The following is a 22,231-nucleotide window of genomic DNA, read 5'->3' as shown; positions in this document are numbered from 1 at the left end:
TCTGTGCACGGGCTTCTTATGTGTCATCACCTTATCGCAGAATTCAATGCGAAGCAGTGCTTTATGATCTTCTTTTGTTCTTGAAACTTACGCCTTGAACGCGAGCTGAAACGGAACTTCTTGAAGGTCAGCGGCGTTTTGATTCACCGTGAAACGTGCCACCCGGCATCGAATACTCACGGCAAGCCTTTGGAGTTCCGCGTATGGCCCCGCGCCCTTACTGGAAAGGCTATCTCAAGCTTTCGCTCGTCTCTTGTTCTGTCGCGCTCTATCCGGCGACTTCGGGTTCGGAGCGGATTTCGTTCAACTGGCTGAATCGCGCGACCGGCAACAGGCTCAAGCAGCTCATGGTCGACTCGGACACGAACGAGCCGGTTGAGCGTGAGGACCGCGTGCGCGGCTATCAGATCGCCAAGAACGATTACCTCTTCATCGAGGACGACGACCTCGACGCGGTGGAAATCGAAAGCTCGCACACCATCGAGATCGAGCGTTTCGTGCCGAAGTCTGAAATCGATCTCGTTTATCTCGACAGCCCGTATTATCTCGCGCCGAACGACAAGGTGGCGGAGGAAGCTTTCGCCGTGATCCGCGACGCCATGGCGGCGGAGGGCGTGGCCGGGCTCGGCCGCGCGGTCATCAATCGGCGCGAGCGGCTTTTCATGCTGGAGCCGAGAGATGCGGGCATCCTCGCGACGTCGCTGCATTACAATTACGAGGTGCGCGGCGACGAAGCCTATTTCGAGGACATCCCCGAGATCAAGATCCCCGGCGAAATGCTGGATCTGGCAAAGCACATCATTGGCACGAAGCGCGGACATTTCGACATCGCCGCCTTCGACGACCGCTACGAGAACGCGCTCGCCGAGATGATCAAGGCCAAGCAGGCGGGCCGTCCTGTCGAGGCCGCCCGGCCCGCGCAGCCGACGAACGTCATCAATCTGATGGACGCTCTCAGAAAATCGGTCGCAGCCGAAAAGGGAACGAAAATTGCGGCTGCGCCCGCTTCCAAAGAGGAACCGAAGGCGAAGAAATCCGCAGCGAAGGCCGCACCGCGCGCCGCTGCCGAAGCGCGGGCCGAACCGGAGCGCAAGCCGCGAGCCGCCAAGGCGAAGGCCGCCGCCGTCCCTCCGCCGCCGCGTTCCAAGCCTGAACGCAAGAGGGCGGGCATACACTGATGCCGAGAGCCCCCGCTTCAGCACCGGCGAAATCGAAGCGGAGCGCGCCCGTCGTCTCCGCAAAGGGCGACCTTACGCGCTACCGCCAAAAGCGCGACTTCACGAAGACGCCGGAGCCATCCGGCAGCAGGCGAGCGGCGAAGATCCCGGCTCTGCGCTTCGTCATCCAGAAGCACGCGGCCCGGAGGCTGCATTACGACCTGCGCCTTGAACTCGACGGCGTTTACAAGAGCTGGGCGGTGACGAAGGGGCCGAGCCTCGATCCGTCCGAAAAGCGGCTCGCGGTGCATGTCGAGGATCACCCGCTCGACTACGGCGATTTCGAGGGCATCATTCCGCCGGGCGAGTATGGCGGCGGCACCGTGATGATCTGGGATCGCGGCACGTGGGAGCCGGAAGGAGATCCCGAAAAGGGCTACGCGAAAGGCCATCTCGCCTTTACGCTGCACGGCGAGAAGCTCAAGGGCCGCTGGCACCTCATCCACATCAAGCCGAGGTCGGGCGAGAAGGACCAGCAGTGGCTTCTGTTCAAGTCCGACGACGACTATGCGCGCGCCGAAGCCGACGGCGACATCCTCGAAGACGCGCCCGATTCGGTGGCGTCCGGGCGCAGCATTGATGAAATCGCGCGCGACGGCGAGGCGGTCTGGTCCGGCAAGGCGGGGCTCGTGAAAGGCGATCTTTCGCCCGCCGACGGCGCGGAGGAAGCGGAAGCGCCGCCGAAACGCAAGCAAACCCGAACGATGGCCGATGCAACCGGCGCGGTGGGAGCCATCCGCGCCGAACGCTCCGAATCGACGCGTGCGGCTTCACGCAAACCCGCTGGCGCGAAAGAAAAGGCCGGGGCCGCGACTCGCGCAGCAAAAGGCGTCGCGGGCGCGAAGAAAGCACCGTTCCCCGGTTTCGTCGCGCCATGCCTCGCCCAGCTTTGCGAGCGGGCTCCCGACGGCGACAATTGGCTGCACGAAATCAAGTTCGACGGCTATCGACTGATGGCGCTGATCGAGAACGGACGCGTTCGCCTCATGACGCGAAGCGGCCTAGACTGGACCGAACGATTTCCGGCGGTCGCGGCGGCATTCGCCGCTTTCCCCGCTGAGTTCGCCGTCGTCGACGGGGAAGCGGTGGTTGAGGATCGCACGGGCGTGTCGAGTTTTTCCGCGCTGCAGGAGGCTTTGTCCACGCGCAAAAGCACCGCTGAAATCGTCTTCTACGCTTTCGACCTTCTCTATCTCGACGGGTACGATCTGAGGGGCGCGAGCCTTGAAGCGCGCAAGGACGCGCTCGCGCCGCTTATCGAAGCCGCCGGAGCGCGGGCGCTTCGCTATTCGGATCATGTCGTGGGGCACGGCCCCGCCATGGTGGAAAACGCCTGCCGTCTCGGTCTCGAAGGCATCGTGTCGAAGCGCGCGGACGCGCCCTATCGCTCTGGCAGACACGGCGCGTGGCTCAAGACGAAATGCACCAACCGCCAGGAATTCGTCGTTGGCGGTTACGCGCCGTCCACGGCGACGCGCGGCGCCATCGGCAGCCTCGCGCTCGGTGCTTACGACGACGGCAAACTCATGCATGTGGGACGCGCCGGAACCGGTTTCACGCAAGGCACGGCAAAGGCGCTCTTCAAGCAGCTTCAGCCCTTGCGGCGCGCAACCTCGCCCTTCGCCAATGCGTTGTCGTCGGAGGAAAAGCGCTGGCTTGTTTATGTCGAGCCGAAGCTCGTCGCCGAGGTCGAGTTTCGCGGCTGGACCGGCGATTGCCATCTGCGTCACGCCGCATTCAAGGGGTTGCGCGAGGACAAGCCCGCAACGGAGGTTCTTTTCGAAATGCCGCGCCCGCAGACAGACGGCGGTGCGTTCGCTGCCCGCCTCGAAGACGGCGCAGATGCCGTCCTGCTTGCCGGAGACGAGAGCGATTTTGCCGGGCGCGCGCGCCAGGGTTCACGCCGAAACGCCCCGTCGACATCCCGAGCCGTACCCGCCAAGGGCGGCAACGTCGATTTCGAGGGAATCCGCCTGACCCATCCAGACCGCGTGCTGTGGGAGGGGCAGGGGCTGACGAAACTCGGCCTTGCCGAATATTACGCGGACGTCGCCGGGTTTATGATGCCGTTCATTACAGGTCGCCCGCTGGCGCTCGTCCGCTGCCCGAACGGGCAGGGAGGCGACTGCTTCTATCAGAAGCGGTCCTTCGCGGGCCTCTCCGACGCCGTCGAGGTGGTGCCGATTGCCGACAAGGAGGGCGACACGGAGGCACTCGTCATCCACGACCTGCACGGCCTTATCAACCTCGTGCAGGCGAACGTGCTGGAGATCCATCCCTGGGGCGCGCGGATCGATGACCTTGAGCGCCCCGACACGCTGATTTTCGATCTCGATCCGGGCGATGGCGTCGACTTCGGCGCCGTGATGGATGGCGCCCGCGAGGTTCGGCAGCGACTCGCCGATCTCCGCATCGAGTCCTACGTCAAGACGACGGGCGGCAAGGGGCTGCATGTGGTGTCGCCGCTGGTGCCCGATCTCGGCTGGAGCGAGGTGAAGGCTTTCGCCCAAGGCATCGCTCAGGCGATGGAGAGCGACTCGCCGCAACGCTTCGTCTCGACGATGGCGAAGAAGGCGCGCGACGGAAGAATCTATGTCGATTATCTCCGCAACGGTCGCGGCTCGACGGCCATTGCGCCCTATTCAACGCGAGCGCGAGAGGGAGCGCCTGTCGCAACGCCGCTCCGTTGGGAAGAACTCACGCCCGCTCTCGCGCCGCGACGGTTTACCGTCGAGACCATGGGCAGGCGGCTCGATTCGTTGAAGAGCGATCCGTGGGCCGGCTATCTCGATAATCCTCAGCGCATCGAAAGCGGCGGCGTGCGGAGATCGAAACGCCGCCAGAGATCCGGATCGGCGGGCTCGATTTGACGCGAAAAAGCTGATCGACAAGCGGGACACACCATCGGTCTGATCAGCAGCAAAGGACCAGCCCGCGATCTCAGGCGGGGCGCGGGCAGGGCGCGTTTACTCGTCGACGCCCGCAAACTTCATGTTGGAGGAGAGGTCGCTCCGTGCGTCGGTCGTACGAGCGCGATACATTTCGATGATTCCGGCGGAGCCGCCTTCCTTCGAGTCCACACCAAAGTGAGGGGTGATTGCCTCGGTCGCGGACATCGGCGTGGCGTCAAGCTCGGTCAGGGCCTTGGACGTTCCCATGATCGGCGTGCCGACCAAAGGTGCCGCGAGCGATCCCTGCGTGAGCGGCGCGATGGCCGAGGGCGCGACAGGCACCGTCGCGGCGGAAGCCTCGTCCCGTATGCCGCCGTTGATCAGGATATCGCTCGACATGGGGAAGCGGGCGGCGCTCGCTTCCTGCACGATGAAGGCGTTCGCTTCCAGAATTTCACTCGGCGCAGCTTCTGCCCGTGCTTTCTCGAAGATCGGTCCGACCCATGCCTTGTCTTCGTTCGAGGCGTTGCGGTGCGCGATCGCCAGCAAGCCTAGTCCATCGCCGGGGACGCGCTTCACGCCGTCGCGACCGGTCCAAAGGATTTCCCCGAGCATTGCCTGAGCGGGGGCATAGCCCTTGCGGCTGGCCGAAAGAAGCCATTGAGCGGCAGCGCGGGTGTTTTTCGTTACGCCTTCTCCTTCCATGAGAAGCCTTGCCAGTTCGAACTGGGCGGCAGGATCGGCGAGATAGCTCGCGGCATGGTGAACAAGGCTGAAGGCGTATGCCGGATCGGGATCCATGTCGGCTTCGCCTATGCCCTGCTTGTACAGCCGGGCCATCTGCAGGAAGGCCGAGGCGATCAAGGGGGCGCGGACGTCCCGCGAGCCCGTTTCGCCGAATTCGGCAATGATGCCCTGAAAGTAATCGGCGGCGCGGCCTTCGCTTTTCTTGACACCATTACCGCTGGCGAAGCGTCTGCCGAGTTCGAGCCGCGCGGCGAGATCGCCCCTGTCCGCGGCTGCGGCGAGATCGCCATATTTTGTCTCATGAAGCGCGGGGGCGGCTTGCGCAGCCTGGAACGGCGCGAAAGAAGCCGATGCCGGTGCAGATTTCACGACGGCGCGCTTTGGCTGCATGCCGGTCTGCAAGGCGACCATGGCGATGGCTACGCCGCAAAACAGCAACGGAATGGACAAGACCCTCAGCGCGCGCATTACTTTAGAGATCTTCATGGCAAATGATTTCAACCGACGCCAGCGGGCGCCCGACAAGCTGATGCAGTACCCGCTCAACACGCTGAGCGTGTAGTCTTGATACCCGTAAGTTGTAGTCGTTTTGAGGCAAAGTCCCGGCATATTGACGGCAGAGCCCTTTTCCCCACGATATCGCGCTGCCCCGGCCAGCACGTGCCGCAGACGCGGATGAGAAGACGCGAGGGTTTGGGGCGGTCTGGGCGTGTAATGTGCGAGCGGTCACGGCAACCATCCTTCACCGGCAGTAACCGGTGCTCCGGAAAGTCAGTTATTTATCGGGAGGGAAGCACCGCATACGCCTAACCGACGGCAACTTCGACAAACTCTAAGCCTCTTCTACAGAAACCAGCCGAATTGCTTTCACTTTCGACTTAGAACAATGTGGTTCCTGTTTATGGCCTAAACGGGGCAGGGGCGTCTCATCCCGTGCTGTTTGGGCAACAGGAGCGACTAAACGGTAACCATCTCGGAACCGTGTCGTAAAACCTTTAAATCAAATTCTGGCGAGGGGCGCGAAGAGCCGCGAGAAAACGTCATGGCGTTGAAGCGGCTTCAACTCATCGCGCGCGTGAGACAACCAGGAAAGGGTCGACGGCGCAAAGTGCCTCAAGGCGTCTTCGAAGGCAGCGGTCGTCAGCGCACCCTCGCCCGACCCCGATAACGCCTTTGTTAACGAGGCGTTACTGACGTGGTCGGCCAGAGCGCGCAGGTCCGCTCCCGAAAATCCATCGGTCTTTCGCGCGATACGGTCTGTGGCGACCGCCTCGGCTCCAGGGATGCCCGCGATAGCCGTTGAGAGGATTTTTCTTCTGCCCTCGTAATCCGGGGGCGGGACGAAAAACAGGCTCTGCAGCCTCATCGAGCGGAAAAGCGCGCGGTCGAGAAGCCATGGCGCATTCGACGCGACGATGACCAAAACGCCACTGTTGTTGCGCTGAGTCCCGTCGATTTCCGAGGCGAAGGCAGAGATAAGGGCATTCACGCTTTCACGCGGTGACTTCGCACGCTGGGCGACGACGTCGAATTCGTCGAAAAACAGAATGGCGGGCGTGTCGGAACGCGCCTCGTCAAACATCACGCGAAGCCGCTTTTCCGCCTCTCCCGGATATTTGTCGATCAGGTCTTCCGGGTTCACGGACAGGAAGCGCGCGTCGCTTTCGCCCGCAGTGGCGCGTGCGACCAGCGTCTTGCCGCAGCCGGGAGGGCCGTAAAGCAGGATGTTGCCCCCGGCTTTCTGCTTGTAGCGCTCGAAAATGCTCGGCTTTAGATAAGGCAGCACGATGCGGCGACGCACTTCCATCTTGACATCGTCGAGGCCGGCGACGTCGCCGAACGTAAAGGCGACATCGTCGAAATCGTCGAGGAAGACGTCAGAGAAAACGTCGCGGCGCTCCTGTTCGGTCTTCGCATCCCGGCGCAGGGTATAGGTGTTCAGCGAGATCACCTTGGCGGGTGTGGCGATGATCGGGGTGCCGGGACGAATGCCGAGCAGACGCTCCAGATCGCGGTTGCGTATGGAGGCGTCCTGCTGAACGGCTTGCCGGTACAGCGTCTGCGCCTCCTGCTCGCGGTTGAGCGCGAACAATGCGCGCGCCCTGAGCGCCTGTTCCTCGGGATCTTCCGATGAGCGGGCAAGCATTTCAGCGAGGTCGAAATCCTCGGCATTGAGGCTGAAACGGCAGGCCTTGCGTCTCGCTGCGGCAAAAGACACGCCCGTCAGCGTGTCTTGCGGAAGCGTGCGGAGCAGTTCGAGAACTGCCGCTTGCCCATCCTGCCCCTCGGCTTCGTCGATGATGATCGAGAGGAGGTCACCGCTTGCGCGAGTCTTGTAGACTTTGATCAGCGCTTGCAGCGTCTCTTGATCCATATGCGGATTGCCCATCACTGTTTGGGCACGCCCGCGCTGCGTTGTGAATTGAGCGCCATTACCACTACCCCGTCTTTAACGCCGATAACAAATGCCAAACGTGCAAAACGCAAGGCGAGCCGAGCCGATACCGGGGGGATTATCGAGTTTTCCCCCGCCTTGTGGCTCGTCCACCACAACCCCTGCTGTGCAATGACCCGAAGCGTTTCCCGTCCACGTTCCAGGAGGTCATTGCCATTGCGATGGTGTCCGTCTCATGGCGCGCGATCGTGAAAAAGGCGGTGAGACAGCGTGTCTCGGGGCGCCGCATTTCGCCTCGGGCCGGTGCGTCCGGCAAGCAAGTCAGGCTCGCAACAAGATGATCCGCGCGGGAAAGGCAATGTAGGGATTGCCGCCTCTCTCATCTTTTCTTTCGAAGCGAAACCCAAATGCATCTGCGGCGAAAGAAGCATGCATCTCGCGTCCCGCGTGCTGGAACGCAACTCAGCCATGCAATATCTTGCAACCGGCTGATTTGGGTGCGTGCGTTGGGGGCAGTGGTGCGATCAAGACTCGTCGCGCTTGGAGTTTTCGGTTTTTCGGGGGCGGCGATCGCCACGCCCGTTCCTTTGCCGGTGGTGTCTCCTTCCGCCGTCGTCATATTTGTCAACGATTTCGATGACGCGTTCTCCGGCACGGCGTCGCCACCGGGTCCTCGCGCCACTCCCGCCGAATGCCGCGCCCGCGCGTTGCAGTATAGTGGCGGCGCGTGTGTGGCGGTCGAACAGCCGCCGCTCGCATCGCCGGTGAAGCCGCCCGCTTCCCCGTCGGTAAAACCTGCGCTCGCGCCCCAGCCTAAGCCGCAAACGGCGGCTCCGGCCTCGTCCTCGAAGGCTGCGGCGCCGCCCCGCACGCCGACCGCGCCGACCGTCCCAGCCGCAAGCGCCCCGCGTGCCGCGAACGAAAGCACGGGCGTTCCGCCAGCGGCGAAGCCGGTGGGGATGCAGACTTCGCGGATCGTCAACGGGCTGCCGAAAACCGACGTGGTGAAGGCCAGCGTTCCAAAAGCCGACGCGCAGAAAGGCGATGCCGGGAAAGCCTCTGTGCCGAATGCGCCCGCCTCTTTGCGCGCGATGACCGGTCAACTGCTGCTTTCCGGCTTTTCCGGGCGGCGCGCGACCGATCCGGACGTCAGCCGCGTTCGTGCGGCTTTGGCGGCCGGGCGTCTTGCGGGTGTCGTGGTCGCCACGAGCAACATTTCATCCTCGGCACAGCTTGGGGAATTGCTTCGTCATCTGGGCGACACCGCAGCGGAGCCCGCCCTCATCGCCGTGGATCAGGAAGGCGGCCCCGAATCCGCGCTCGCCGAGGAGAAGGGGTTTACCTTCTATCCCTCTGCCAGGAATGTCGGACAGGGCCGAAACCTTGGCGAAGCGCGCGCGCTTTATCGGGAGATGGCGGGGGAAATGTCTTCGCTCGGCATCAGTCTCAACTTCGGTCCGGCGCTCGGGGCGTGCGGCGACAAGCGGGCCGATTTCTCGGCTCCGTGCTTTGCCGCGACGGAGCCGCGCGCCAGGGCGTTCGCGGCCACATTCACGCGCGGCCATCATGACCGCGCGGTTCTGACGGCGCTTCGCGCCGAGCCGTTCGGCGCAGGCCGCGCGATGGCATCGTGGCGGCGCGAGCGTGCAAGCACCGCCATGTTGCAAGCCGTCGCGAAGGTCGATACGGCCGATGCCGCGATCCTGCGCATGAAGGCTGCTGAGGGGGCGTTTCCGGTCGCGGTCGCAAGCCTGTATCCGTCGCTCCGACCAGGCGAGAGCAGAATTCGGCGCCACATGGCGTTCGGCGGAGCAATTATCGCCGATCTCGACCTCGGCTCAGGGGGCGCGCCGTTGCGCCACGGTGAAGCGGTCGTGTCCGCACTGGCCGCGGGCGCTGATCTCGTGCTTGTGCGGGCCACGCCTGACGTCCCGCAAGATCTCGACGAGACCGTTTACGAGGCGGTGGAAGCGGCGGTGGTTACGGGGCGGCTGCCGCGCGCGCGGGTCGAGGACGCGTGGCGTCACGTGCTTTCGCTGAAGTCACGCCTGCGCACTATCCGCCAGCGGATGCAGGTTGCGACCGCTCTGCGATAGCAGCGTTGAGCCGAGGCGCTCATGCATAAGGCGACCCAAGCGGCAAACAGCAATATCCCGAAGGATGCTGCAGCGTCATGCCATACGACGCTGCAGATTTATGGTGTCGATCGGCTTTTGGCTGCGTCAAATCGATGCCGATTCAAGCGGGCCGATCCGACCTTCTACGCCCGTGGTGCGTCGGTGCCGATTTCGCTTCTCTTGCGCCCGGTAATCATCGCGCGGGCGAGGTTCTCGCCATGTTCGATGCTCGCCCAGATAACGCCGACTATATGGAGACCGATCAGCACCAGCATGCCGTTGGCAAAGGCTTCGTGCACCTCTTCCAGATCATGCGAGCCCCAGCCCGTTTTCGTCGTCATCATGTAACCCGTGGTGCAGGTGCCCACGAGCGCCGCGATGAGCAGCAGGATCATGATGCCCCCCGCAGGGTTATGGCCGAGATAGCGGCGGCCCTTGAAGGACATTGCGTCCTTGAGATAGGCGACGACCGTCGCCGGGGATTTCACGAAATCGGTGAAGCGGGCATGTTTCGTCCCGATGAAGCCCCACACGATGCGCAAACCGACGAGCGCCGCGATGGTATAGCCGACCACGACATGCACGCGCTCGACCTCGTCGCCCGTCGCGAAGGCCGCGATGAACAGGCCGACGAGCGACCAGTGGAAGACCCGCACGAACGGATCCCACACCTTGACCGTTGCCGGCGGCGTCGCGCCGCCGGATTCGATCGCCTGTTGGGCGATGGTCATCAGTCGTCGTCCCTCTTGGTCTCGACGATCTTCGCGTTTGTCGGATCGACGAACAACTCGATGCGCTCACCGGCCTTGTCGACGGCGTAAAGCTCGCCACATGCCTTTTTCAGCTTGGCCTTGCGAACCTTGTAGCCTTGCTCTTCGACCTTCGCCTGAAGATCGGCGATCTTGAGCCATTGAGCCTCGGGCGCGCTCGTGCAGGGTCGGGACGGATCGCTCGCGTTTGCAGCGGTCGCTGCCGCGCAGACGGCAAGGGCTGACAGAACAAGGGGAAGTTTCCGCATCTGAAGTCTCCGGGATTGGATTGGCTCGGGGCACCATTGCCCGGCCGATGATCAATCCATGGCAGAGAGGCCATGACGGCAGCCTGTTGAGCGATGTCAGCAACCTGTCAGCGATGCGATGAGATAGTTGCTGCAAAAGGAAGGCTTTCGATGCGTGTGCCGCTGAGGATCATCTTCGCTACGCTGATCGCGTTCGGCGCGCCCGCGTCGACGCTCGCCCATTCCGACGATGACCACGACGCCGCGCTGGAAGCCGTCGAAAAGAAGGACATCCTGCAACTGGCCGACATCCTCGGGGCGGTAAAGGACAGGCTGCCGGGCGAGGTTGTCGGCATCGAAATCGAGCGCAAGCACGGCGTGTGGTATTATGAACTTCGCACCGTGGACAAGGCGGGCCGGATCTTCGAGGTCTATGTCGATGCGAAGACCGCCGAAATCGCAAGGATCAAGGAAAAATAGATGCGCGTGCTTCTTGTCGAGGACGACCGGCGCATCGCCGACGATGTGGCGCGCGCGCTTCAGGCGAGCGGTTATGTCGTGGAAAGGGCGGAGGAGGGCGAAGACGCCTGGTTTCGCGGCGATACGGAAGATTACGCCGCCGTCATTCTCGATCTCGGCCTGCCGCGCATGGACGGGCTTTCCGTGCTGAAGCGCTGGCGCGCCGCCGACCGGCGCATGCCGGTGCTCATTCTCACCGCCCGCGGAAGCTGGGCGGAGCGTGTCGACGGCATCGACGCGGGCGCGGACGACTATCTTCCGAAGCCGTTCCACATGGAAGAGCTTCTCTCCCGGCTGCGCGCGATCATTCGCCGACGGCCGGGGCGGCGTCCTCGCTCGTCGCCGTCGGCGATGTGACCGTCGACGACCGCCAGATGCGCGTGAGCGTGCGGGGCGTGCCCGTGGCGCTCTCGGCGCTGGAATATCGCGTCATAGCCTTTCTCGTGCTGCATCGCGGCCGCGTCGTGCCGCAGCATGAGCTTGAGGAGGCCGTCTACGGCCACGACGAGGACCACGATTCGAACGCCCTCGAGGTTCTGGTCGGGCGGGTGAGGCGCAAGCTCGGTGTGCCCCTGATCGGGACTCGGCGCGGCTTCGGCTACATTGTCGAAGAACCGTCGCCATGACGGGGTCGTCGCTTCGGCTGCGACTGATCGTAGGCGGGATGGCGGCCATTCTCCTCGCCCTCACCGTCGCGGGCGGCGGGCTCGTCCATCTCTTCAAGCGCCATGTCGCGCGCACCATCGCCGACGATCTCAACCTTCATCTGAGCCAGATCCTCGCCGCGCTCGACGTGAACCGGGACGGTACGCTTGTCCTTACGCGGAAGCCGGGCGATCCCCGCTTCGAGGTGCCACTGTCGGGGCTCTACTGGCAGGTCGGCGACGATCGCGGGCAACTCTTGCGGTCGCGCTCGCTGTGGGATGCAACGCTGCCCATCGCCGCCGACGCCATCGCGCCGGGCGAGGAACATCGGCATGTCCTGCAGGGGCCGGGAAGCGCCGAGGTGCTCGCCGCGGAGCGAAGCGTCGTCCTGACCTTGGGTGACCGCAAGATGATGGTACGGGTTGCCGTTGCTGCGAGCCTTGCCGGCGTCTCGAAGGCGGCGGCGGCCTTCACGCGTGATCTCGCCGTCGCGCTTGCGATCCTCGGCGCAGTCCTGACGGGGGCGACCATCCTTCAGGTGAGTCTCGGGCTTCGCCCGCTCGACCGGCTGCGCCGGGGCGTTGCCGACATACGCGCGGGGCGCATCATGACCCTGCCTATGGCAGTGCCTTCCGAGGTGCAGCCGCTTGTCGAGGAAATGAATGCGCTGCTCGACAGTCAGGAACGTGAGATCGAGCGCTCGCGCGGGCGCGCCGCGGACCTTGCGCATGGTCTCAAGACGCCGCTCGCCGCGCTTTCGGCCGATGCGCGCCGCTTGCGAGAGCAGGGCGAGAGCCAGATCGCGGCTGATATAGAGGGCGTTGTCGCCGCGATGGGCCGTCACGTGGATCGCGAACTGGCGCGGGCGCGGGTCCGTGGCGTCGGCGGTCGCAGCTCGAGCCGCTCCACGCCGCTGGCACCGCTTCTGGCCTCTCTGATCGCAACGCTTGGCCGAACGCCCGAAGGTGCGCGCGTCCATTTCGACACGACCGTTGCCTCTGATTTCGCGGTTCCCATGGATCGAACCGATCTTGCCGAAGTGCTCGGAAACCTGCTGGAAAACGCGGCGCGGCATGCGACCGCGCGCGTTCTCGTTTCGGCGGCGGCGGACGAGGGCGGCGGGCGCCTTCGGATCACGGTCGAGGACGACGGCGCAGGGATTGCGCCGGAGGTGCGCGGTTGGGTGATGGAGCGGGGCGTCCGCCTGGACGAGCGCGAGCGCGGCGCCGGATTGGGGCTGGCCATCGTGCAGGACGTGCTCGATGCCTATGGCTGGGGACTCTCGCTGGAGACGTCGCCGGCGCTCGGCGGATTGCGGGCGACGGTCGAGGGCGGTCGGACTCCCAAATCCGGGGCGGCGTTGGCGGGTGTGTCTTCGGCCTGAATCCGGAACGATGCCCGCGGCGTCGCAAATCTGTGACGTGAGCGTGGCATGTGTTGGGCTTAGCCAGTGTGCGGAGGGGGCTTCAGGCATTAGCGGGACGTTCGAGACCGCAGGATGACCAGCGCGCGACGGCGCGCTCGCCATGGATGCTGGAAGTCTGCGAATCGGCTCGGAGCGCGGAAACCTTCTACTGAAACGCTTGGAGCGTTGAACAAGCGGCGAGCTTCACCGCAGGAGTATAATCGAGCGGGCGCCATCGGCGATGTGCGACCGCTTGTCGTGCACCGTGCAGGCGGGCGTCAGGCCGGGAGCTTGCGGGCCTCTTCCGGGAGCATCACCGGAATCCCCTTGCGAACCGGGTAGGCGAGCCCGGCGGACTGACTCAGGAGTTCGCCCGCATTCCGGTCGTAAACGAGCGGCTCTTTCGTGATCGGGCACACAAGGATTTCGAGGAGAACGGGATCGAGTTCTTCTTTTGGCGCGACGTCCATCGTTAACCTTTCAGTCAGTTCGGTCGGGCGAAGCCCGAGGCGGGATTAGAATAGCTCTTGGACACAAGTTACGCAATTTTGCGAGCAAATTTCCAGACGGTCGTGTTTAACGCGCCCCTGTGTCGCTTGAAAGCGTTGAAAACGAGCAGATCGTTTTGTCCGCGATGTGCATGGTGTGGGGCGTTTCAGTGAAGACTGGTTCCGGTGCCGGACCCGGGTGCGGCGATTTCCATCTCCGCCAGAGCCATAAGCACCTCTGCGCGCGCCTTGAGATCGGCAGCTTCCAGCAGCGCCTGCTTCTCCTCCGGGCCGTAAGGGCTTATCATCGACAGTGTGTTGATGAGAAGCTCCGTCGGCGACCGCTGGATGCTCTCCCAGTCGGCGGTGAGTTTCCTTGCGTCGAGATAAGCGCGGAGCACGTCGACGAATTTCGGCCAGTCGACGGCGTCCTGACCGTATCCGCGAATGAGATCGGTTTCATACGGGCGGTAACTTGCATCGCAGATACGATAGGGCTTCGAAGTCTGCGTTTCGCCAACGATATCGAATCGGCAGACGCCGGTCAGCGTGATGAGAAGGCGTCCGTCGTCGGTTTCGGAGAAAGCCGACAGGCGGCCGACGCACCCCGTCGCCCGCAGCGGAAAACCCTTCGCGGGCGGCGATTCTTCCTCGGCGGGCAGAGGCTGGACGATGCCGATGAGACGGTTCCCCGCGATCGCATCCTCGACCATCGACAGATAGCGCGGCTCGAAGACATTCAGCGGAAGGTTCGAGCGCGGCAGCAGGATGCATCCCTGCAAGGGAAACACGGGGATAGTCGCCGGGAGGTCGGAGAGCGTCCGGTATCGTTCGGTGATGCCCACGGCAACGTCCCTCTTTATGTCTCAGGCGAAAAGAATCGACGACAGGCGCTGGCGCCCGCTTTGCGTCAACGGATCCTTAGGCCCCCATGCTTCGAAAAGTTCCACAAGCTGTTGTCTTGCCGCATCGTCGTTCCAGCCGCGATCCTTCCGCACGATCTCGAAGAGCTGGTCGAGCGCTTCCTCGCGTTTGCCTTTCGCGACGAGCGCGAGCGCGAGCTTGAAGCGGGCGTCCCAGTCGCGCGGATTGGCAGCGATCGCCTGTTCCAGCGGCGCGGTGTCGGCGGAAGGTTCGGCCTTCTTCGCAAGTTCGAGAGCCGCTTTCGCTGAAAGGTAGGCCGCTGCGGTCTGCTTTGCGGGCGGGGTCATGGCCAGAACCTGCTCGGCGCGCGCGATGTCGCCAAGGCGCACGTAGCATTTCGCCAGTCCGCCGATCGCATCCGCATTCTCACGGTCGTTCTTGAGCACGGCTCCGTAAAGTTGCGCTGCGCCCGCGATGTCGCCTTCGTCAAACAAGCGCTGCGCCTCGTCGATACCCGCCAGATCGTCGGCGTCGGGACCGATGAGCCGCTCAACGAACGCCTTCACCTGGCTTTCCGGCAACGCGCCCATGAAGCCGTCAACGGGTTGGCCCTGCGAGAATGCGAAGACCGCGGGGATGGACTGAATCTGAAGCTGGCCCGCCACTTCCGGGTGCTCGTCGATATTCATCTTGACGAGCCTCACCTTGCCTTTCGAGGCGCGGACGACCTTTTCGAGAATGGGTGTGAGCTGCTTGCAAGGGCCGCACCAGGGCGCCCAGAAATCGACGATCACGGGTACCTTCCGCGATGCCTCGATCACGTCCGCCACGAAGGTTGCCGTGGTGGTGTTCTTGATGATGTCGCTCGTGTTGTCCGCCGGTTTAGCGGCACCGCCGCCGAGAAGCGAAATCGCCATCGTTGAATCACCCGAAAATGTGCACTTGATGAGCGGCGGATCGACCGCCGGAAATTTCGCGCCTTACATGGGCTTTCCGCGAACCGCCGACAAGCACGAAATCGGCTGTTACAACCTTTTGCGGCAAAACGAACGCCGCTTTTATGCTCCGACTACGTCTGTTTCGCCGTTGCCGTCTCCGGCAAGCTCTGTGGCGGAGAAGCGTGTGCCTCGGCTCGGCGCGCTCCAAGGCGTTCGTTTGCGGTCTCCGATGTGCTGCGCGGTTTTTACCCGCGAGGAAAGAGATGGCGCCGGCCACGTCGCCGAGCCAGAGCACAGCACCCTCGCCGCACAAGACATGTAATCATATTCGAAAACCGTCCGTTCGGCGGCTCCGCATGCATTCGCCTTCAATACGGGGCTAATCGCAGACATTTTCGGCGGAATTCGGGAATCGAATAAACTCTTTTGCAATTTAATTGTGAAATCCGCTGCGATCTTCGCAGTGCGCGGCTTCAATTGGTCCTACCGGGCGACCCGCGCGGAGTGGTAAACTTGCCGTCACTTGTCTTGCCGCAAGCGTGAAATGCGAGTAACGGAACGCGAGCGCAGCATTTTCCCGCGGCGGAGACGCACGCGAGCCACACTAAAGACAGGAGAACGGCATGGCACGGGCCAAAATCGCACTCATCGGGTCAGGCATGATCGGGGGCACGCTTGCCCACTTGATCGGCCTCAAGGAACTTGGCGACGTGGTGCTGTTCGACATCGCCGAAGGGCTGCCGCAGGGCAAGGCGCTCGACATCGCCGAATCCGCACCGGTCGACGGCTTCAACACGGGCTTTCAGGGCGTCAACGACTATGCCGACATCAAGGGCGCCGACGTCGTGATCGTGACGGCAGGTGTGCCGCGCAAGCCCGGCATGAGCCGCGACGACCTTCTCGAAATCAATCTCAAGGTGATGGAGCAGGTTGGCGCGGGCATCAAGAAGTATGCCCCCGACGCCTTCGTCATCTGTATCACCAATCCGCTCGACGCCATGGTGTGGGCATTGCAGCGCGTGTCGGGTCTCCCGAAAAACCAGATCGTCGGCATGGCGGGCGTGCTCGACTCGTCGCGCTTCCGCTACTTCCTCGCGCGCGAGTTCGACGTGTCGGTTGAAGATGTGACGGCCTTCGTGCTCGGCGGCCACGGCGACACGATGGTTCCGCTGACGCGTTATACAACGGTCGCGGGCATCCCGCTTCCCGACCTCGTCAAGCTGAACTGGATCACGCATGAGCGCCTGAACGAGATTGTGCAGCGCACGCGCGACGGCGGCGCCGAAGTGGTGAAGCTGCTCAAGACTGGCTCGGCCTATTACGCTCCGGCTGCCTCGGCGGTTGCGATGGCGGAATCCTACCTCAAGGACCAGAAGCGCGTGCTCCCCTGCGCCGCCTATCTGACCGGCGAATATGGCGTGAAGGGGCTCTATATCGGTGTGCCGACCGTGATCGGCGCGAAGGGCATGGAACGCGTGATCGAAATCGATCTCAACACGCACGAGCGCCTCGATTTCAACCGGTCCGTCGAAGCGGTGAAGGGCCTCGTCGAAGCCTGTGTGCGCATCGCGCCCGGTCTCGCCCAAACCGCCTGACCTAGACGAAAGCCGCCTTGCAGGCGGCTTTTTTTTCCGGCTGTGTAAGCCAAGTTTTTGCGGCGCACAACGCCGCCAGCCCACTCCCACACATTCGAGAGTGCATCATGAACGTTCATGAATATCAGGCGAAAGCCATCCTGAAAGAATACGGTGTGCCGGTGCCGAAGGGCCATGCAGCCTTCACGCCCGAGGAAGCTTTCGCGGTTGCGAAGGAACTCGGCGGTCCCATCAGCGTCGTGAAGGCCCAGATCCATGCGGGCGGTCGCGGCAAGGGCTCGTTCAAGGAGCCGGAAGCGGGCGAGAAGGGCGGCGTTCGCATCGCCAAGTCGTTCGACGACGTCCGCACCTTCGCGGACGAGATGCTTGGCCGCACGCTCGTGACCGTGCAGACCGGCCCGGAAGGCCGCGTCGTGAAGCGTCTCCTCATCGAAGAGGGCGCCGCCATCAAGCGCGAACTCTACCTCTCCTTCCTCGTCGATCGCGCGACGAGCCGCGTGGCCGTGATCGCCTCGACCGAGGGCGGCATGGACATCGAGGAAGTGGCTCACCACTCGCCCGAGAAGATCCTCACCTTCTCCATCGATCCGGCGTCGGGCTATTCGCAGTTCCACGGCCGCAAGGTGGCTTTCGCGCTCGGCCTCGAAGGCGATCAGGTCAAGCAGTGCGTTAAGCTGATCGGCAGCCTCTACAAGGCTTTCGTCGAGAAGGACATGAGCCAGCTCGAAATCAACCCGCTGATCGTGACCGAGAAGGGCGACCTCGTCTGCCTCGACGCGAAGCTGAACTTCGACAGTAACGCGCTATACCGTCATCCCGAGATCGTGGCTCTGCGCGACCTTGAAGAAGAAGACCCGGCGGAAGTGCTCGCGTCCCGCTACGACCTGTCCTACGTGAAGCTCGACGGCAGCATCGGCTGCCTCGTGAACGGCGCGGGCCTCGCCATGGCGACGATGGACATCATCAAGCTCTACGGCGCGGAGCCCGCGAACTTCCTCGACGTCGGCGGCGGCGCGACCAAGGAAAAGGTGACGGAAGCCTTCAAGATCATCCTGTCCGACCCGAACGTGAAGGGCATCCTCGTCAACATCTTCGGCGGCATCATGCGCTGCGACATCATCGCGGAAGGCGTGCTCGCGGCTGCCCGCGAAATGAGCCTCAAGGTGCCGCTCGTCGTGCGCCTCGAAGGCACGAACGTCGAACTCGGCAAGGAGATCATTCGCAATTCGGGGCTCGCCGTGATCCCGGCCGACAACCTCGCGGACGCCGCCGAAAAGATCGTGGCCGAGGTGAAGAAGGCCGCCTGAACGGCGCGCCCCACCTCCCAGACGCCCCATTTCAAGGAATAGATTATGGCCATCCTCGTCGACAAAAACACAAAGGTGATCTGCCAGGGCTTCACCGGCGCGCAGGGCACCTTCCACTCCGAACAGGCAATCGCATACGGCACGCAGATGGTGGGTGGTGTAACGCCCGGCAAAGGCGGCTCCACGCATCTGGGCCTGCCCGTGTTCGACACCGTGCTCGACGCCGTCCAGAAGACCGGCGCGAACGCGACCGCGATCTACGTGCCGCCTCCGTTCGCGGCCGACGCCATCCTCGAAGCGATCGATGCGGAGATCCCGCTCATCGTGACCATCACCGAGGGCATCCCGGTCGAGGACATGATCAAGGTGAAGCGCGCGCTCGACGGTTCGAAGTCGCGCCTCATCGGCCCGAACTGCCCCGGCGTCATCACGCCCGGCGAGTGCAAGATCGGCATCATGCCCGGTCATATCCACAAGCGCGGCAGCGTCGGCATTGTCTCGCGCTCGGGCACGCTTACCTATGAGGCTGTCCATCAGACGACGCTCGCCGGCCTCGGGCAGACGACCTGCATCGGCATCGGCGGCGATCCTGTGAAGGGGACCGAACATATCGATGTGCTCGAAATGCTGCTCGCCGACGACGAGACGCAATCGATCATCATGATCGGTGAAATCGGCGGCTCGGCGGAGGAGGAAGCGGCGGAATTCTACAAGACATCCTCGCGCAAGAAGCCGATTGTAGGCTTCATCGCGGGCGTCACCGCACCTCCTGGCCGTCGTATGGGCCACGCTGGCGCGATTATTGCTGGCGGCAAAGGCTCAGCTGGCGACAAGATCGAAGCGATGAGGTCCGCCGGCATCGTCGTGTCTCCTTCGCCCGCCGCACTCGGGAGCACGCTCGTCGAGGTTCTCAAAGGCTGATCCGCCGAAAGGCGGGGCGGACAGCCATTCACCGATGGCGCCATGGCTCCTCGTTTTGGGGTACGCCGCCTATTCGGTAACCAGAATGTGAGAGCAAATTTTGCGCAAGTGCGCGCGAAATTTGCTCTATGTCCGCTCTAAATGCCTTTTGGGTAATGGTGATCGAAGTGAGACGGGAAAACCTCAACGAAGCGTTCGCGAGGACATCGTTTCTGCACGGTGCTAACGCGGCCTATATCGAAGACCTCTACGAGCGCTTTCAGGAGAACCCCGGCGCGGTCACCGCAGACTGGCGCGCCTTTTTCACCGATCTGAAAGAACGCCGCGACACGGTGGACGCCGAAGCTCTCGGGCCCTCGTGGAAGCCGAAGAACGGGCACAGCGACGAAGACGGCGACCTGCTGAACGCTCTCGCCGCCGACTGGGGACCGGAAGAAGGGCTTCCGATCAATCGCCGCATCCAGGCGAAGGCGCAGCAGCACGGCGTCGAGATCACCCGCGAGGAAGCGTTCCGGGCCACGCGCGAAAGCGTGCGCGCGCTCATGCTCATCAGGGCCTATCGCGTCAACGGCCATCTCATCGGCAATCTCGACCCTCTGCACATCTCGCCTCCCGGCTCGCACCCCGAACTCGATCCGAAGACCTACGGCTTCACCGAAGCCGACCTCGATCACCAGATTTATATCGACAACGTGCTCGGCCTCGAAACCGCGAGCCTGCGCCAGATCATCGAGATCCTGAAGCGGACCTATAGCGGGACGATCGGTTTCGAGTTCATGCACATCTCGTCGCCGGAGCAGAAGCTCTGGATTCAGGAGCGCATCGAAGGCCCCGACAAGGAAGTCGAGTTTACAGCGCTCGGCAAGCGCGCGATCCTGACGAAGCTCGTTCACGCCGAGGGTTTCGAGCGCTTCCTCGACAAGAAATATACCGGCACGAAGCGTTTCGGCCTCGAAGGCGGCGAAGCGGCGATCCCCGCGCTCGAACAGATCATCAAGCGCGGCGGCCAGCTCGGCGTGAAGGAAATCGTGATCGGCATGCCGCATCGCGGGCGCCTCAACGTGCTGACCAATGTGATGGGCAAGCCTTTCCGCGCGCTGTTCCACGAGTTCAAGGGCGGCTCCGCAAATCCGGAGGACGTCGAAGGCTCGGGCGACGTGAAGTATCACCTTGGCGTGTCGAGCGACCGCGAATTCGATGGCAATTCGGTGCATCTGTCGCTCACCGCGAATCCGTCGCATCTCGAAATCGTGGACCCGGTCGTGCTCGGCAAGGTGCGCGCGAAGCAGGATCAGCTCGGCGACAAGTCCCGCACCGAGGTCTTGCCGCTGCTGCTGCATGGCGACGCCGCTTTCGCGGGGCAGGGGGTCGTCGCGGAGTGCTTCGGCCTGTCGGGGCTTAAAGGACACCGCACCGGCGGCTCGATCCATTTCATCGTCAACAATCAGATCGGCTTCACCACGGCACCGCGCTTCTCGCGCTCTTCCCCCTATCCGTCGGACATCGCGCGCATGATCGAGGCGCCGATCTTCCACGTGAACGGCGACGACCCCGAGGCCGTGGTCTATTGCGCGCGCGTCGCAACCGAGTTCCGCCAGCGCTTCCACAAGCCGGTCGTGATCGACATGATCTGCTACCGGCGGCACGGCCATAACGAGGGCGACGAGCCGTCCTTCACGCAGCCGCTTATGTACAAGAAGATCCGCCAGCAGCCGAGCGTGGTGGCGATCTACTCGAAGCGGCTCGCCGATGAAAACCTCGTCAAGGAGGAAGAGGCCGAGAAGCTCAAGTCCACCTTCTGGGACAAGCTCGAACAGGAATTCATCGCGTCTGAAAGCTACCGCCCGAACAAGGCCGACTGGCTCGATGGCCGCTGGTCGTCGATCACGCTTCCCGAGGAGGGCCCGCGTCGCGGCAATACCGGCGTCGATCTCGACACGCTGCGCCGCATCGGCGAGAAGCTCACCGAGGTGCCGAAGGGCTTCACGGCGCACAAGACGATCGAACGCTTCCTCGCCAACCGCCGCAAGATGATCGAGGACGGCAAGGGCATCGACTGGTCGATGGCGGAGGCGCTCGCCTTCGGTACGCTCCTCGATGAGGGTTACCCCGTGCGCCTCTCTGGTCAGGACGTGGAACGCGGCACCTTCTCCCAGCGACATGCCGTGCTCACCGATCAGGAGAACGAGGAACAGTTCACGCCGCTGAATCACCTCTCCGACAAGCAGTCGCGCATCGAGATCGTGAATTCGATGCTCTCCGAAGAGGCGGTGCTCGGCTTCGAATATGGCTACAGCCTCGCGGAGCCCAACGCGCTCGTGCTCTGGGAAGCGCAGTTCGGCGATTTCGCGAACGGCGCGCAGGTGGTCATCGACCAATTCCTCGCGAGCGGCGAGCGCAAATGGCTTCGCATGTCGGGTCTCGTTCTCCTGCTGCCGCACGGCTATGAAGGCCAGGGGCCGGAGCACTCCTCCGCCCGTCTCGAACGCTACCTTCAGCTTTCGGCGGAGGACAATTGGCAGGTTGCCAATTGCACCACGCCCGCGAACTACTTCCACATCCTGCGCCGCCAGCTTCATCGCAGCTTCAGGAAGCCGCTGATCCTGATGACGCCGAAGTCGCTGCTCAGGCACAAGCGCGTGGTTTCCTCGCTCGAAAAGTTCGGTCCCGGAACGACGTTCCACCGCGTGCTCTGGGACAGCGCGCAGGTCGGCAAGAGCGAGACGGTGAAACTCGTCCGGGACGAGGATATCAAGCGCGTCGTGCTTTGCACCGGGAAGGTCTACTACGACCTGTTCGAGGAACGCGAGAGCCGTGGCACCAACGATATCTACCTGATGCGTCTGGAGCAGCTCTACCCGTTCCCGGCACGTGCGCTCATTCAGGAACTGTCGCGCTTCCCGAACGCCGAAATCGTCTGGTGTCAGGAAGAGCCCAAGAACCAGGGCGCATGGACATTCGTGGAAAGCAACATCGAGTGGGTGCTCGATCACATCGGCGCGGATACGCGGCGCCCCCGCTATATCGGGCGGCCTGCCTGCGCATCGACAGCGGCAGGTTTGATGAGCAAGCATACGGCCGAGTTGCACGCGTTCCTCGACGAGGCCCTGACGGTGCAGGGCTGAGTTGGCACGCGAGAGGCGCCGGTTGCGGCTTCGAGCCGGGCGCCTCTGGAGCCTTGCGAG

17 protein-coding genes and 1 pseudogene are annotated in these 22,231 nt (G+C 63.3%); 11 read left to right on the top strand and 7 right to left on the bottom strand.

What is annotated here, in order from left to right:
• Positions 1-203: 203 nt before the first annotated feature.
• Entirely contained in the window at positions 204-1,178 is a 975-nt protein-coding gene (locus QM659_RS07170; RefSeq protein WP_415187891.1) for a Ku protein, read from the top strand.
• A complete protein-coding gene (gene ligD / locus QM659_RS07165) occupies positions 1,178-4,087 on the top strand; it encodes a DNA ligase D (protein ID WP_415187890.1) in 2,910 nt (969 codons plus the stop codon). The genes QM659_RS07170 and ligD overlap by 1 nt, the downstream gene beginning before the upstream one ends.
• Positions 4,088-4,183: 96 nt before the next feature.
• Here ligD and QM659_RS07160 read toward each other — a convergent pair whose 3' ends face one another.
• On the bottom strand, positions 4,184-5,245 hold the full coding sequence (locus tag QM659_RS07160; RefSeq protein ID WP_415187889.1) for a tetratricopeptide repeat protein: 1,062 nt from the start codon (positions 5,243-5,245) through the stop codon (positions 4,184-4,186).
• A gap of 19 nt (positions 5,246-5,264) precedes the next feature.
• Between QM659_RS07160 and QM659_RS07155 the strand changes: the two genes are divergently transcribed.
• Positions 5,265-5,417, top strand: a complete 153-nt coding sequence (locus QM659_RS07155; protein WP_415187888.1) for a hypothetical protein — start codon at positions 5,265-5,267, stop codon at positions 5,415-5,417.
• Between the two features lie 438 nt (positions 5,418-5,855).
• Here QM659_RS07155 and QM659_RS07150 read toward each other — a convergent pair whose 3' ends face one another.
• Positions 5,856-7,229, bottom strand: coding sequence for an ATP-binding protein (locus tag QM659_RS07150; RefSeq protein ID WP_303487175.1), 1,374 nt, complete (start codon positions 7,227-7,229; stop codon positions 5,856-5,858).
• 539 nt (positions 7,230-7,768) lie between these two features.
• On the opposite strand from QM659_RS07150, the gene QM659_RS07145 reads away from it, so the two are divergent.
• Complete coding sequence (locus QM659_RS07145) at positions 7,769-9,346, top strand: glycoside hydrolase family 3 N-terminal domain-containing protein (protein WP_415187887.1); 1,578 nt, start codon at positions 7,769-7,771, stop codon at positions 9,344-9,346.
• 164 nt (positions 9,347-9,510) lie between these two features.
• Here the strand turns inward: QM659_RS07145 and QM659_RS07140 are convergent, their stop codons facing one another.
• Both QM659_RS07140 and QM659_RS07135 read right to left on the bottom strand, forming a co-directional pair.
• Positions 9,511-10,098 (bottom strand): cytochrome b/b6 domain-containing protein, encoded by a 588-nt coding sequence (locus tag QM659_RS07140; RefSeq protein ID WP_303487172.1) that lies wholly within the window; start codon positions 10,096-10,098, stop codon positions 9,511-9,513.
• Positions 10,098-10,385 carry a PepSY domain-containing protein gene (locus QM659_RS07135; protein WP_415187886.1) on the bottom strand — a complete coding sequence of 96 codons (288 nt, stop codon included), beginning with the start codon at positions 10,383-10,385 and terminating at the stop codon, positions 10,098-10,100. The genes QM659_RS07140 and QM659_RS07135 overlap by 1 nt, the downstream gene beginning before the upstream one ends.
• 150 nt (positions 10,386-10,535) lie before the next feature.
• Here QM659_RS07135 and QM659_RS07130 point away from each other — a divergent pair, with 150 nt between their 5' ends.
• The 3 genes and pseudogenes from QM659_RS07130 to QM659_RS07120 all read left to right on the top strand — a co-directional run bounded on the left by QM659_RS07130 (position 10,536) and on the right by QM659_RS07120 (position 12,912).
• Positions 10,536-10,844: a PepSY domain-containing protein gene (locus tag QM659_RS07130; RefSeq protein ID WP_415187885.1), complete on the top strand. Its 309-nt coding sequence runs from the start codon at positions 10,536-10,538 to the stop codon at positions 10,842-10,844.
• A pseudogene (locus QM659_RS07125) lies at positions 10,845-11,509 on the top strand (response regulator transcription factor).
• A complete protein-coding gene (locus tag QM659_RS07120; RefSeq protein WP_415187884.1) occupies positions 11,506-12,912 on the top strand; it encodes a sensor histidine kinase in 1,407 nt (468 codons plus the stop codon). Before QM659_RS07125 ends, QM659_RS07120 begins: the two are co-directional and overlap by 4 nt.
• A gap of 299 nt (positions 12,913-13,211) precedes the next feature.
• Here the strand turns inward: QM659_RS07120 and QM659_RS07115 are convergent, their stop codons facing one another.
• The 3 genes from QM659_RS07115 to trxA all read right to left on the bottom strand — a co-directional run bounded on the left by QM659_RS07115 (position 13,212) and on the right by trxA (position 15,202).
• Positions 13,212-13,403: a Trm112 family protein gene (locus QM659_RS07115; RefSeq protein WP_127075454.1), complete on the bottom strand. Its 192-nt coding sequence runs from the start codon at positions 13,401-13,403 to the stop codon at positions 13,212-13,214.
• A gap of 185 nt (positions 13,404-13,588) precedes the next feature.
• Positions 13,589-14,266 (bottom strand): LON peptidase substrate-binding domain-containing protein, encoded by a 678-nt coding sequence (locus tag QM659_RS07110; protein WP_415187883.1) that lies wholly within the window; start codon positions 14,264-14,266, stop codon positions 13,589-13,591.
• A gap of 21 nt (positions 14,267-14,287) precedes the next feature.
• Positions 14,288-15,202 (bottom strand): thioredoxin, encoded by a 915-nt coding sequence (trxA, locus tag QM659_RS07105; protein WP_303487156.1) that lies wholly within the window; start codon positions 15,200-15,202, stop codon positions 14,288-14,290.
• Positions 15,203-15,846: 644 nt separating this feature from the next.
• Between trxA and mdh the strand changes: the two genes are divergently transcribed.
• The 4 genes from mdh (at position 15,847) to QM659_RS07085 (ending at position 22,171) form a co-directional block, all read left to right on the top strand.
• A complete protein-coding gene (gene mdh, locus QM659_RS07100; protein ID WP_303487154.1) occupies positions 15,847-16,818 on the top strand; it encodes a malate dehydrogenase in 972 nt (323 codons plus the stop codon).
• Positions 16,819-16,925: 107 nt separating this feature from the next.
• Positions 16,926-18,125 (top strand): ADP-forming succinate--CoA ligase subunit beta, encoded by a 1,200-nt coding sequence (gene sucC, locus QM659_RS07095; RefSeq protein ID WP_127075462.1) that lies wholly within the window; start codon positions 16,926-16,928, stop codon positions 18,123-18,125.
• A gap of 45 nt (positions 18,126-18,170) precedes the next feature.
• Entirely contained in the window at positions 18,171-19,046 is an 876-nt protein-coding gene (gene sucD, locus QM659_RS07090; protein WP_127075464.1) for a succinate--CoA ligase subunit alpha, read from the top strand.
• 167 nt (positions 19,047-19,213) lie between these two features.
• Positions 19,214-22,171, top strand: coding sequence for a 2-oxoglutarate dehydrogenase E1 component (locus tag QM659_RS07085; protein WP_127075466.1), 2,958 nt, complete (start codon positions 19,214-19,216; stop codon positions 22,169-22,171).
• Positions 22,172-22,231 lie beyond the last annotated feature (60 nt).

This window comes from Rhodomicrobium sp., assembly GCF_047605405.1.
GTDB lineage: Bacteria > Pseudomonadota > Alphaproteobacteria > Rhizobiales > Rhodomicrobiaceae > Rhodomicrobium > Rhodomicrobium lacus.
The sequence above is the reverse complement of the archived record's forward strand: the minus strand, read 5'-3'. Positions and strand labels throughout refer to the sequence as shown.